The sequence below is a fragment of the Arthrobacter sp. CJL-S3 genome, assembly GCF_056711635.1.
Window position 1 is genome coordinate 4,154,626 of record NZ_CM160046.1, and the last position, 12,598, is coordinate 4,167,223.

9 protein-coding genes and 3 rRNA genes are annotated in these 12,598 nt (G+C 62.1%); 4 read left to right on the plus strand and 8 right to left on the minus strand.

Annotation, left to right across the window (positions count from 1 at the left end):
- Positions 1-51: 51 nt before the first annotated feature.
- Entirely contained in the window at positions 52-231 is a 180-nt protein-coding gene (locus tag AC06G6_RS19070) for a hypothetical protein (protein WP_479824761.1), read from the plus strand.
- A gap of 403 nt (positions 232-634) precedes the next feature.
- On the opposite strand, the gene rrf is transcribed toward AC06G6_RS19070, so the two are convergent.
- The 6 genes from rrf to rpmB all read right to left on the minus strand — a co-directional run bounded on the left by rrf (position 635) and on the right by rpmB (position 7,584).
- Positions 635-751: ribosomal RNA gene (gene rrf / locus AC06G6_RS19075) — 5S ribosomal RNA — on the minus strand.
- Positions 752-980: 229 nt separating this feature from the next.
- Positions 981-4,116: ribosomal RNA gene (locus AC06G6_RS19080) — 23S ribosomal RNA — on the minus strand.
- Positions 4,117-4,659: 543 nt separating this feature from the next.
- Positions 4,660-6,183: ribosomal RNA gene (locus tag AC06G6_RS19085) — 16S ribosomal RNA — on the minus strand.
- Together the 16S, 23S and 5S rRNA genes form the textbook arrangement of a ribosomal RNA operon.
- Before the next feature lie 687 nt (positions 6,184-6,870).
- Positions 6,871-7,176, minus strand: coding sequence for a 30S ribosomal protein S14 (rpsN, locus tag AC06G6_RS19090; RefSeq protein WP_011693742.1), 306 nt, complete (start codon positions 7,174-7,176; stop codon positions 6,871-6,873).
- Positions 7,177-7,180: 4 nt separating this feature from the next.
- Positions 7,181-7,348 (minus strand): 50S ribosomal protein L33, encoded by a 168-nt coding sequence (gene rpmG, locus AC06G6_RS19095; RefSeq protein WP_307456590.1) that lies wholly within the window; start codon positions 7,346-7,348, stop codon positions 7,181-7,183.
- The gene (rpmB, locus tag AC06G6_RS19100; RefSeq protein ID WP_056342125.1) at positions 7,348-7,584 is read right to left on the minus strand and encodes a 50S ribosomal protein L28; all 237 of its coding nucleotides are present in this window, start codon (positions 7,582-7,584) and stop codon (positions 7,348-7,350) included. Before rpmB ends, rpmG begins: the two co-directional genes overlap by 1 nt.
- Before the next feature lie 474 nt (positions 7,585-8,058).
- Between rpmB and AC06G6_RS19105 the strand changes: the two genes are divergently transcribed.
- The 3 genes from AC06G6_RS19105 (at position 8,059) to AC06G6_RS19115 (ending at position 10,815) form a co-directional block, all read left to right on the plus strand.
- Positions 8,059-9,495 (plus strand): ferredoxin reductase family protein, encoded by a 1,437-nt coding sequence (locus AC06G6_RS19105; RefSeq protein WP_479824763.1) that lies wholly within the window; start codon positions 8,059-8,061, stop codon positions 9,493-9,495.
- A complete protein-coding gene (locus tag AC06G6_RS19110; RefSeq protein ID WP_479824765.1) occupies positions 9,492-9,956 on the plus strand; it encodes an FMN-binding protein in 465 nt (154 codons plus the stop codon). Before AC06G6_RS19105 ends, AC06G6_RS19110 begins: the two co-directional genes overlap by 4 nt.
- A gap of 79 nt (positions 9,957-10,035) precedes the next feature.
- The gene (locus AC06G6_RS19115; RefSeq protein ID WP_479824767.1) at positions 10,036-10,815 is read left to right on the plus strand and encodes an FAD:protein FMN transferase; all 780 of its coding nucleotides are present in this window, start codon (positions 10,036-10,038) and stop codon (positions 10,813-10,815) included.
- Here the strand turns inward: AC06G6_RS19115 and AC06G6_RS19120 are convergent.
- Together AC06G6_RS19120 and AC06G6_RS19125 are read right to left on the minus strand one after the other, a co-directional pair.
- Positions 10,812-11,573, minus strand: coding sequence for an SGNH/GDSL hydrolase family protein (locus tag AC06G6_RS19120; protein WP_479824769.1), 762 nt, complete (start codon positions 11,571-11,573; stop codon positions 10,812-10,814). The two genes, AC06G6_RS19115 and AC06G6_RS19120, sit on opposite strands and share 4 nt — an antisense overlap.
- Before the next feature lie 70 nt (positions 11,574-11,643).
- On the minus strand, positions 11,644-12,564 hold the full coding sequence (locus AC06G6_RS19125; protein ID WP_479828765.1) for a Crp/Fnr family transcriptional regulator: 921 nt from the start codon (positions 12,562-12,564) through the stop codon (positions 11,644-11,646).
- Positions 12,565-12,598 lie beyond the last annotated feature (34 nt).

Here is a 12,598-nt window from a genome sequence, read left to right on the forward strand (position 1 = left end):
AAAGTCATTTCGGGCGACGACCCTAGGACGGCCGGGGCGATTGCCCGCACCGTGGGCCTGGACGTCGGGGAGGGCTACGATGCCCGGACGCTTCCGGCCGATCCCCGGCTGCTGCTGGTGCTGCTGGATGGGATGGTCACTACCAGCCGCTACCGGCCCGGGTTCCTCCGCAGGTCACTGTCCTTCGCCGTCCCGGCAGGGCTCATCGTCACCGCCGCACGCTGGGGTTGAACCTCTACGCGCAGTCGAGCGGAGCTGCCGGGGACACACCGGAGACATTGCAGTCCGCGTCGGTACTGGCCCTCTCGGTGTTGGGGCTGTGGATTCTTGCGGTGGTCTCCCGCCCGTTCGATACCAAGAAGCTGGCGGTGCTGCTCGCATGTGTTCGAATCTACTGATCCTGATGAACCTGCCCCTCGCCCAAGACTTCTTCCCTCTCGCGTGCCCGCCGCCGGATTTGTTGCGGGCAGAGGGTGCGGCTGCGGTGAGCGGCGGGCTCTCTATCGAGCTCCTGGCCTGGATCCGCGGCAGGAAGTTCCCCCGCTGCCCGGAGCCGGCGTTTGGGGTGCTGTTTTGGGGTTAAATGCGGGAGAGCCCCAACCGTGTGGTTGGGGCTCTCGACCGTTTAATGATGTTCCGGCGGTGACCTACTCTCCCACACCCTCCCGGGTGCAGTACCATCGGCGCTGTGGGTCTTAGCTTCCGGGTTCGGAATGGGACCGGGCGTTTCCCCCACGCTATGACCGCCGTAACCCTTGCTCCCGTTCCCGTCACGGCCCCTGGGGGTGTGGCGGGTGGGAAATCTGTGGTGTTACAACTGTGGTGTTGTTTATTTGGTTGTGGTTTTGTTCCCTGGAACAACGTGGCCGCGGTGGCGGGTTTGTTGTTTGGGAACCACATAGTGGACGCAAGCAGTCTTGTTATCTTTGTACTCTCTTCATGGTGTGAACGTCTTTTGAATCCGTTCACGAAGGGAGTGTGTGGTGTAAGTTATCGGCCTATTAGTACCGGTCAGCTTCACGAGTCGTTAGTCCTCGCTTCCACATCCGGCCTATCAACCCAGTGGTCTGGCTGGGGGCCTCTCACACACAAGGTGTATGGAAATCTCATCTCGAAGCGAGCTTCCCGCTTAGATGCTTTCAGCGGTTATCCCATCCGAACGTAGCTAATCAGCGGTGCACTTGGCAGTACAACTGACACACCAGAGGTTCGTCCGTCCCGGTCCTCTCGTACTAAGGACAGCCCTTCTCAAATTTCCTGCGCGCGCAGCGGATAGGGACCGAACTGTCTCACGACGTTCTAAACCCAGCTCGCGTACCGCTTTAATGGGCGAACAGCCCAACCCTTGGGACCTACTCCAGCCCCAGGATGCGACGAGCCGACATCGAGGTGCCAAACCATGCCGTCGATATGGACTCTTGGGCAAGATCAGCCTGTTATCCCCGAGGTACCTTTTATCCGTTGAGCGACGGCCATTCCACAATGTACCGCCGGATCACTAGTCCCGACTTTCGTCCCTGCTCGAGATGTCTCTCTCACAGTCAAGCTCCCTTGTGCACTTACACTCGACACCTGATTGCCAACCAGGCTGAGGGAACCTTTGGGCGCCTCCGTTACTTTTTAGGAGGCAACCGCCCCAGTTAAACTACCCATCAGGCACTGTCCCTGACCCGGATTACGGGCCGAAGTTAGATGTCCAAAGTGACCAGAGTGGTATTTCAACGATGACTCCACCCGAACTGGCGTCCGGGCTTCAACGTCTCCCACCTATCCTACACAAGCCACTCCGAACACCAATACCAAACTATAGTAAAGGTCTCGGGGTCTTTCCGTCCTGCTGCGCGTAACGAGCATCTTTACTCGTACTGCAATTTCGCCGAGTTTATGGTTGAGACAGCGGGGAAGTCGTTACTCCATTCGTGCAGGTCGGAACTTACCCGACAAGGAATTTCGCTACCTTAGGATGGTTATAGTTACCACCGCCGTTTACTGGGGCTTGAATTCTCAGCTTCGCCTTGCGGCTAACCGGTCCTCTTAACCTTCCAGCACCGGGCAGGAGTCAGTCCGTATACATCGTCTTGCGACTTCGCACGGACCTGTGTTTTTAGTAAACAGTCGCTTCCCCCTGGTCTCTGCGGCCCCTGCACGCTCCGGACAGCTTGTGTCCATCACGATGGGGGCCCCCCTTCTCCCGAAGTTACGGGGGCATTTTGCCGAGTTCCTTAACCATAATTCTCTCGATCGCCTTAGTATTCTCTACCTGATCACCTGTGTCGGTTTGGGGTACGGGCGGCTAAAACCTCGCGTCGATGCTTTTCTAGGCAGCATAGGATCACCGAATCCCCCCTTACGGGAGTCCCATCGGGTCTCAGGCATCATGAACGGCGGATTTGCCTACCGTTCGCCCTACATCCTTAGACCGGGACAACCATCGCCCGGCTCGGCTACCTTCCTGCGTCACACCTGTTAATACGCTTGCCTCCCAGGATCAGGTCCCGCGCTCCACCAAAACCCGGGTCGCCACAAGGGCGGCCGGGCAGGTTTCGGGCGGTTAGTATCCCCTGTTCAGCATGGGCGGTTTTTCGCCGGTACGGGAATATCAACCCGTTGTCCATCGACTACGCCTGTCGGCCTCGCCTTAGGTCCCGACTTACCCAGGGCAGATTAGCTTGACCCTGGAACCCTTGATCATTCGGCGGACGGGTTTCTCACCCGTCTTTCGCTACTCATGCCTGCATTCTCACTCGTGTAGGCTCCACCGCTGGTTTACACCGCGACTTCACTGCCCACACGACGCTCCCCTACCACTCCAGACGCCTGAACCAACCCACAAGGGGCGGCTTAGCTAATATCTGAAATCCACAACTTCGGCGGTGTACTTGAGCCCCGCTACATTGTCGGCGCGGAATCACTTGACCAGTGAGCTATTACGCACTCTTTTAAGGATGGCTGCTTCTAAGCCAACCTCCTGGTTGTCTTCGCAACTCCACATCCTTTCCCACTTAGCACACGCTTAGGGGCCTTAGTTGGTGGTCTGGGCTGTTTCCCTCTCGACTATGAAGCTTATCCCCCACAGTCTCACTGCTGCGCTCTCACTTACCGGCATTCGGAGTTTGGCTGACGTCAGTAACCTTGTAGGGCCCATTAGCCATCCAGTAGCTCTACCTCCGGTAAGAAACACGCAACGCTGCACCTAAATGCATTTCGGGGAGAACCAGCTATCACGAAGTTTGATTGGCCTTTCACCCCTACCCACAGCTCATCCCCTCCATTTTCAACTGAAGTGGGTTCGGTCCTCCACGACGTCTTACCGTCGCTTCAACCTGGCCATGGGTAGATCACTTCGCTTCGGGTCTAGATCACGCCACTGCAACGCCCTATTCAGACTCGCTTTCGCTACGGCTTCCCCACACGGGTTAACCTCGCGACGTAACACTAACTCGCAGGCTCATTCTTCAAAAGGCACGCCGTCACCAGAATCAGACTGGCTCCGACGGATTGTAAGCACACGGTTTCAGGTACTGTTTCACTCCCCTCCCGGGGTACTTTTCACCTTTCCCTCACGGTACTGGTCCGCTATCGGTCATTAGGGAGTATTTAGGCTTATCAGGTGGTCCTGACAGATTCACACGGGATTTCTCGGGCCCCGTGCTACTTGGGATACTCCCCGGGCGGTACACAACATTTCGGTTACGGGGCTCACACCCTCTCTGGCCGGCCTTTCAAGACCGTTCACCTATGCCTGTACTACACACCCCACTGTCCCGGCAGAGACAGAATGGGAAGTCCCACAACCCCGACCATGCAACGCCCGCCGGCTATCACACATGGAACGGTTTAGCCTGATCCGCGTTCGCTCGCCACTACTGACGGAATCACTATTGTTTTCTCTTCCTGCGGGTACTGAGATGTTTCACTTCCCCGCGTTCCCTCCACGCACCCTATGTGTTCAGATGCGGGTCACCAGGCAGCTCGCGCCCCTGGCGGGGTTTCCCCATTCGGACACCCTGGGATCACAGTCCGGTTATCGACTCCCCCAGGCTTATCGCAGATTCCTACGTCCTTCTTCGGCTCCTAATGCCAAGGCATCCACCGTGTGCTCTTAAAAACTTGACCACAAAAGATCAATAAAACGCTATTCTTTCGAGAGAACCACAGAAACCATCACCCCACCCCAAAGGGATGAGACAACAGATCCAGGTTCATATATCTTGGAAATTGCTTCTTATAAAAGATGCTCGCGTCCACTATGTAGTTCTCAAACAACAACCCCGTACCACACACCCCACACACGCATTCGTGTGTGCTCGGTGCAGCCAGGAAACCAGAAACACAAGTCCCACACCACGCGCCCCCCGCCCCGGACTCCCCCGTAAGGGAACCCGCGCAGAGCTGCGTGCCGTGGTCCTGTTGCCTCAGGACCCAACAGTGTGCCAAACACTAAACCGCCCGTTACCCTCCCAGGCACCGTTCCAGGACCACCACCCCCAAAGGGGCGTGTATCCGTACTGGGTGCCGGGGAAAAACCGGCGGCCGCTATTTGCTGATATTCCACCCGTGAGCACCCGCCGCAGAACTAGCGTCTGCGCAACGGGCGTACTCCTGACAACCCCTCCACACCCGCATACACGGGGCAAGATGATTGTAGGTGCTCCTTAGAAAGGAGGTGATCCAGCCGCACCTTCCGGTACGGCTACCTTGTTACGACTTAGTCCCAATCGCCAGTCCCACCTTCGACAGCTCCCTCCCACAAGGGGTTAGGCCACCGGCTTCGGGTGTTACCAACTTTCGTGACTTGACGGGCGGTGTGTACAAGGCCCGGGAACGTATTCACCGCAGCGTTGCTGATCTGCGATTACTAGCGACTCCGACTTCATGGGGTCGAGTTGCAGACCCCAATCCGAACTGAGACCGGCTTTTTGGGATTAGCTCCACCTCACAGTATCGCAACCCTTTGTACCGGCCATTGTAGCATGCGTGAAGCCCAAGACATAAGGGGCATGATGATTTGACGTCGTCCCCACCTTCCTCCGAGTTGACCCCGGCAGTCTCCTATGAGTCCCCGCCATAACGCGCTGGCAACATAGAACGAGGGTTGCGCTCGTTGCGGGACTTAACCCAACATCTCACGACACGAGCTGACGACAACCATGCACCACCTGTAAACCGACCGCAAGCGGGGCACCTGTTTCCAGGTGTTTCCGGTTCATGTCAAGCCTTGGTAAGGTTCTTCGCGTTGCATCGAATTAATCCGCATGCTCCGCCGCTTGTGCGGGCCCCCGTCAATTCCTTTGAGTTTTAGCCTTGCGGCCGTACTCCCCAGGCGGGGCACTTAATGCGTTAGCTACGGCGCGGAAAACGTGGAATGTCCCCCACACCTAGTGCCCAACGTTTACGGCATGGACTACCAGGGTATCTAATCCTGTTCGCTCCCCATGCTTTCGCTCCTCAGCGTCAGTTAATGCCCAGAGACCTGCCTTCGCCATCGGTGTTCCTCCTGATATCTGCGCATTTCACCGCTACACCAGGAATTCCAGTCTCCCCTACATCACTCTAGTCTGCCCGTACCCACCGCAGATCCGGAGTTGAGCCCCGGACTTTCACGGCAGACGCGACAAACCGCCTACGAGCTCTTTACGCCCAATAATTCCGGATAACGCTTGCGCCCTACGTATTACCGCGGCTGCTGGCACGTAGTTAGCCGGCGCTTCTTCTGCAGGTACCGTCACTTTCGCTTCTTCCCTACTGAAAGAGGTTTACAACCCGAAGGCCGTCATCCCTCACGCGGCGTCGCTGCATCAGGCTTTCGCCCATTGTGCAATATTCCCCACTGCTGCCTCCCGTAGGAGTCTGGGCCGTGTCTCAGTCCCAGTGTGGCCGGTCACCCTCTCAGGCCGGCTACCCGTCGTCGCCTTGGTGAGCCATTACCTCACCAACAAGCTGATAGGCCGCGAGTCCATCCAAAACCACAATAAAGCTTTCCACCCCCCACCATGCGATGAGGAGTCATATCCGGTATTAGACCCAGTTTCCCAGGCTTATCCCAGAGTTAAGGGCAGGTTACTCACGTGTTACTCACCCGTTCGCCACTAATCCCCCAGCAAGCTGGGATCATCGTTCGACTTGCATGTGTTAAGCACGCCGCCAGCGTTCATCCTGAGCCAGGATCAAACTCTCCGTTGAAGTAAAACAGACACACCATGCGCCCCCGGGAAAACGGGATGCACACAATGCACAAAATTTGAAACCAGCTGTAAAAACCAGACCACACCACGGGGTGGCAGGCCTGGTCAATTCAACCAATTCAATACAATAAATTGGTATCAACAAACTTGGCACACTATTGAGTTCTCAAACAACAGACACACCCGGCACCACCACAACCTCAGCCGTGGATCGCTCCGGAGCAACTTCCCAAACTTACCCGAACCAGCGGAACTTTGCAAACCAGCGTTTCACCGATCCACAACTCCACCAACCCGGATCCCCACCCATACTCGGCACGCAAAACTGCGAACCATTTCCAGGCTGTTTATCAGGGGGTCGGTCGCAATCTTTCCGCATCAGCGGCGGCGACTCGAACTACTTTACACACCCCACCGACCACACACAAATCCACCCCCACACCACCCCCCACACCCCAAAAACCCCGCCACCACACCGAAACCAACCCCACCCGGACCACCACTGCAACCAGGAACCCGGAAGGACGGCCCTATGGAGTGGGTCACACTCCTGCCTCCCCCCGCAGGCGTGACCCGCTCCCCGCCCCCCGGGAGCTGCAGCCCGGCGTCGAGCTTTTAAATGCAAAAGGGCCGGCGCCAAGAGGCGCCGGCCCTTCTTCAAGCCACTGGCTTCAGGGGTGCTGAATTACCAGGAAGACTTCGTGATGCCCGGGAGCTCACCGCGGTGAGCCATGTCGCGGAAGCGAACACGGGAGATGCCGAACTTCTGGAAGGTACCGCGCGGGCGGCCATCGATGATGTCGCGGTTACGCAGACGTACCGGTGAGGCGTTGCGGGGCAGCTTCTGCAGGCCGAGGCGTGCAGCTTCGCGTGCCTCGTCGGTCGACGCGGGGTCAACCAGAGCCTTCTTCAGTTCGAGGCGCTTTGCAGCATAACGCTCGACGATGACTTTACGCTGTTCGTTCTTAGCGATCATTGACTTCTTAGCCATGTGTTTAGCGCTCCTCTCGGAATTCGACGTGCTTGCGGATGCGGGGGTCGTACTTCTTCAGAACCATGCGGTCCGGGTTGTTACGACGGTTCTTCCGCGTCACGTAGGTGTAACCCGTGCCCGCGGTCGACTTGAGCTTGATGATCGGACGTACGTCCTTGTCCTTAGCCATTAGAGCTTCACTCCTCGTGCCAGGATGGCGGCTACGACTACGTCGATGCCACGCACGTCGATGGTCTTGATGCCCTTTGCAGAGAGCTGCAGAGTGACATTACGGCGCAGGGACGGAACCCAGTAGCGCTTCTTCTGGATGTTCGGGTCGAACCGGCGCTTGTTGCGACGGTGCGAGTGCGAAATGCTGTGTCCAAAGCCCGGCTCGGCTCCGGTCACCTGGCAGTGTGCTGCCATGACGACTCTCCTCAAAAATAAATGAAACGATCGGCGGAGTTCCCGCGTAACCGTGCGACAGGCGGCGTCCGCATCCAGCGCCCACAGGGTTCCGGCAGGAGTCAGGCAACGGTGTGAACCGACTGCTTTCCGCACTGCGGCGAAGATTGTGGGCCACGGTTACCGGGCGGCGGAATCCTTTCGGATGGCCACCGCGAAGTACCGGGATGCTGGGCGAATACAGGAGTGCACGCAATTTGAGCCCCTAACTACCGGCCATCAGGACTGCCAATTTTGCAGACAGATCCCTCCAACCGGAGCAATTGCACACGCTCCGCGCCACCTAGCGCCTACCAAGTCTACGAGCTTGACGAATTAAAGACCAATCCGGCAACTGACGGTGTATAAGGGGCGAAGCCCGGTTCCGTGCGAAGTCACATCGACCCCCTAGCAGTTTCACAGCCAATTGATAGGCTGCGGGCGGACCGTGGAGCCATGAACTCCCCACTCCCGATGGCCGTGCCGGCCACGGCACCCCGCACTCCCGTGGAGCAGTTCCGTGGTCAGTCCCGGAGCCGATTGTTCCGGGCGGACCTGCTGACGGTGCTCGCGTGGGCCTCCGTGGCCTTTGCCGTCGCACTGTGGCTCGCCGACGGCGGCGCCGCCGGGTTCTCGACGTTGGCCGGCTCCGTCACGGCTTTGGGAATCGTTGCCGGCCTCGCCGGCATGGATCTGGTGTTGCTGATGTTGCTGCTGGCGGCGCGTATCCCGCTGATCGACGGCGCCGTCGGGCATGACCGGGCGCTGGAATTCCACCGGCAACTCGGCAAACCGTCGCTGTATCTGCTGCTCGCGCACGGAATTCTCATCGCCATCGGATACGGGATGGCCGAAGGGCTCGATCCGGTCAGTGAGCTCGTGGCCCTGTGGGTGCTGGTCCCCGACATGTGGCTCGCCGTCGTGTCGATCGGGTTGTTCATCGCCGTGGTGGCCACCTCGCTCGTGGCCGTGCGGCGGCGGTTTCCTTACGAATTCTGGTACGCCGTCCACCTGCTCACCTATGCCGCGGTGCTGACCGCGATCCCGCATCAGTTCAGCGCCGGCGGGCTGTTCGCCGAGGGCACCTGGCAACGCTGGTACTGGCTGGCCATCTGCATCGGAACCGGCGCCGCCCTGGCTCATTACCGCTTCCTGGAGCCGCTCGTGGCCACCGTCCGGCATCGGCTGACGGTGAGCCGCGTCGTGACGGAGGGTCCCGGCGTCGTCAGCATTGAACTGGCAGGCCGCCACCTCGACGAGCTGGCCGGCAGCGGCGGCAGGTTCTTCATCTGGCGGTTCCTGTCCCCGGGCGCGTGGTGGCATCCGCACCCCTTCAGCCTCTCCGCGGAGCCTGTGCTGTTCGATTCCTCGGGCCGCGGCACGCTGCGGATCACCGTGCGCAACCTCGGCCGGGGCTCGACGCAGCTGGCCCGGCTGAAACCCGGGACGAGGGCGGCCATCGAGGGCCCTTACGGGCTCTTCAGCACCGCGGCCCGCAGCCGGAACCGCGTCGTTCTGATCGGAGCGGGCATTGGAATCACTCCCATCCGCGCCCTGTTGGAGCGCACCCCCTTCGACCCGGGCAACGCCACGGTGATCCTCCGCGGCCACAGCGAGGAGGAGCTGTACCTGGGCGACGAAATCCTGGACCTGTGCCGCCGACGCGGCGCCACGTTGTTCCACCTGACCGGCGCCCGGACCGCCAGCGGACATAGCTGGCTGCCCGAGTCGGCCGTCCGTTCAGGACACCGGCTGGCCAGCTACGCCCCGGACGTCGCCGACGCCGACGTGTACATCTGCGGCCCGTCCGCCTGGGCGCGCGGTGTGATCGGCGAAGCCCGCGCGGCCGGTGTCCGCGAAGAACAAATCCACAATGAAAGGTTCGACTGGTGAGAACACGCACAGCGGTTTCAGCAGCACTGGCCTCCGCCGGGATTCTCCTGGCCGGCTGGCAATCCGGCGCCCACGTCGCCGACACCGGGAGCACGCCGGCGGCCAGCTCGGCAGCCCCGTCGTCCGGTACTTCGTCCGGCGCATCGTCCGGGTCGGCAGCGGGCGCAGGGACCGCGGCGCAGGCCGCCCTCACCTATGCCGGCAGTGTGGTCCAGACCCGTTTTGGCGCCGTCCAGGTGCAGATTACCGTGAAGGCCGGTGCCGTCACGGACGTCACCGCCCTCCAGTTGACCGACGACGACCGCAAGTCGGTGCAAATCAGCAACCGGGCCGCACCGCTGCTCCGGGCCGCGGTCATCAAGGCCCAGTCCGCCCAGGTGCAGACCATCAGCGGCGCCACCGTCACCAGTGACGCGTATTTGACTTCGCTTCAGGCAGCCCTCGATGCAGCGAACCTCTAAGCCTTCGCCCGCCGAGAGCCCGACGCGGAGCGACACCAACCAGGGCGGCCCTGCCCTGAAAAGCAGGACCTTCCAGTGCATGGGGACCGTCATCAGCCTCGCCCTGCCGGCCGCCCGGGACGGCGGGGAAGTGCTGGAAGATGCCACGGCCGCCGTCGAACGCGTGTTCGCCGGCCTGGACGCGACGTTCAGTCTCTACCGGCCTGATTCCGAGGCGAGCCAGCTGGCCCGCGGCGAGGTTACGCTCCGGGACGCCTCGGCGGCCTTCCGTGCCCGCTTTGCGGACGCCACGGGGTGGCGGCTGCTGACCGACGGGTTCTTCACGCCCGAGCGGCCCGACGGCGTGCTGGACCTGACCGGAATCATCAAGGGTTACGCCATCGACCAGGCGGCCTCCGCCCTGGACTGCGCCGGCATCGAGGACTGGTGCCTGAACGCCGGCGGCGACGTGCTGGTGAGCGGTTCACCCGCGCCTGGAACCGGGTCCCTGTGGCTGGCCGGCATCGTGGATCCGCAGGACCGCCGGTCGCTGCTCTCGGGCTTTTCCCTGGGCGGCACCGGCCGCTTCGCCGCGCTGGCCACGTCCGGGACCGCCGAGCGCGGCAATCACATCTGGCGGGCCGGGGGCGGCCGGGCCGGGGCAGACCGGACCGGAGCCGGCCGGACCGGGCTCGGACCCCTCGATTTCCGCCAGGTGTCGGTGGCCGCCGCGGACATTCTCACCGCGGATGTGCTCGCGACGGCGGTCGTCGCCGGCGGGAGGCGGATGCTGAACTGGGCCACCGACAGCTGGGACGTCGAGGTGCTCGCCGTCCTCGGCGGCGGGGAACTGCTCGCGACGCCGGGGTTCCGCGCCTAGAGGTGCGTGAGCCGGGGGTAGCGCGGCGTCAGTCCGTCGCCGGAGGACTTCCCGGTGACGCGGCGGACCACCCACGGCCCGGCGAATTCGCGGACCCAGCGGGCGTTGGCGCGGATGGCCTCGGTCCGGCTGAGTTCCGGCACCGGGGTCATGGGCGGGACATCGATGGAATGGTCGTGCTCCAGGACGCTGAGGACGCGCTTGGCCATGTTCGCGTGGCCCGCGGCGGACATGTGCATCCGGTCGGTCGCCCACATTCCCCAGTCGTAGTATTCGCTGAAGCGCCAGTAGTCCACCAGGAGGGCGCCGTGGTCCCCGGCAATGCCGCGGACCAGTTCGTTGTAGATCGCGGTCCGGCCGCGCGTCGTGCTGAAGATCTTCGAGCCGCGGGAGTCGAAACCGGTGAACATCACCACAGTCGCGCCGGTGGCCGTGAGTTTGCGGATGCCGGCGTCGTAGTCCACCAGCAGATCATCGATGTCCACCTTGGGCCGGAGGATGTCGTTGGCCCCGGCGTAGATGCTCACGAGGGTCGGTTTGAGGGCGACGGCGGCGTCGACCTGTTCGGCCATGATCTGGCGCAGCTTCCGGCCGCGGATGGCGAGATTGGCGTACCCGAAGCCGGGGTCGGCGGCGCCCAGCTGCTCCGCCACCCGGTCCGCCCAGCCCCGGACGCCGTTGGGACGGGCGGGGTCGTCGTCGCCGACGCCTTCCGTGAAGGAGTCGCCAAGGGCTACATAGCGGGAGGTGAAATCCATGGATCCAGTCTGCCAGCAGTTGCTCCAAGCAAACAAAGCGGGCCGCAAACAGGCGGGCCCCGCAGAGCCGCTATTCGCGGATCCGGACCGCCGTTTCGCGCAGGTACTGCTCGACACGGGTGTAGGCGTCGCGGGTCAGTGCCTTCCAGAGGGCGATGGCCAGGCGCGGGTCGGCGGCTTCCAGCTCGGAAATTGCCTCCGCGCTGAGCACCATGACCTCCACCGGGCCCACCGCCCGGACGGTGGTTTCCTGCCGGTTTCCGCTGCCCAGCGCCAGTTCGCCAAAGGTCATGCCGGCGCTGAGCGTATTCAGCTTCACGCGGTCCGCGGTGGGCCCCGGGGACGTGCTGCTGACCCGTCCGGAGGTGATGAAGTAGACCCCGCCGAACCGCAGCCCGACGCGCCGGATGACGTCGCCGTCGTCGTAGGACTTCGGGGTCATCAGCGCTTCCAGCGCCGCGGCGTCTGCCTCCTCCAGCGGCGCGAGCGCCGGTGACGCGGTGACCGGCACGTGGTCCGGGAGCAGCAGGTGGTCCCCGTGGCGCTCCAGCAGGCGGTTTTCACAGTATTCGACGGCGGCGCTCCGGGATTCGAAGGACGGCACCTGGCGCTGCGCTGACAGCCCCAGGGCCTCCGTGACGGCACCGTCCGCCTCAATCAGCACCATTTCCCGGCCGGCGTCGGCCATCCCCTGCCTGGCCTTGGCCAGCATGCGCACGGCAACCTCGCTGACCTGGTCGGTGCGGCGCACGTCCAGGACCACCAGCTCGACGTCGTCCGCCAGGCTGCTGAGCTCCCGCACCATGGACTCGGTTCCGGCGAAGAGGAGGTCGCCGTTGACTTCGATCACCCGCGCCCGGTGGCCGTGGGCACGCAGGACGTCGGCGGCCTCGTCGTTCCGGCGGATGCCCGAGGGCGTCTCGGTCACGTCGTACGCGGCGAGGATGGCCGACCGGCCCGTCCGGGCCGCGCGGACGAAGTGGAGCTCCATGTCCTGGGAGAGGCGCTGTGCCGTTGCCAGGCCG

What these genes read in the sequence shown, in the direction of transcription:
- rpsN (WP_011693742.1), bottom strand. Translation starts at nt 7,176, where the DNA reads ATGGCTAAGAAGTCAATGATCGCTAAGAACGAACAGCGTAAAGTCATC.
- rpmG (WP_307456590.1), bottom strand. Translation starts at nt 7,348, where the DNA reads ATGGCTAAGGACAAGGACGTACGTCCGATCATCAAGCTCAAGTCGACC.
- rpmB (WP_056342125.1), bottom strand. Translation starts at nt 7,584, where the DNA reads ATGGCAGCACACTGCCAGGTGACCGGAGCCGAGCCGGGCTTTGGACAC.
- AC06G6_RS19105 (WP_479824763.1), top strand. Translation starts at nt 8,059, where the DNA reads ATGAACTCCCCACTCCCGATGGCCGTGCCGGCCACGGCACCCCGCACT.
- AC06G6_RS19115 (WP_479824767.1), top strand. Translation starts at nt 10,036, where the DNA reads ATGGGGACCGTCATCAGCCTCGCCCTGCCGGCCGCCCGGGACGGCGGG.
- AC06G6_RS19120 (WP_479824769.1), bottom strand. Translation starts at nt 11,573, where the DNA reads ATGGATTTCACCTCCCGCTATGTAGCCCTTGGCGACTCCTTCACGGAA.
- AC06G6_RS19125 (WP_479828765.1), bottom strand. Translation starts at nt 12,564, where the DNA reads ATGGAGCTCCACTTCGTCCGCGCGGCCCGGACGGGCCGGTCGGCCATC.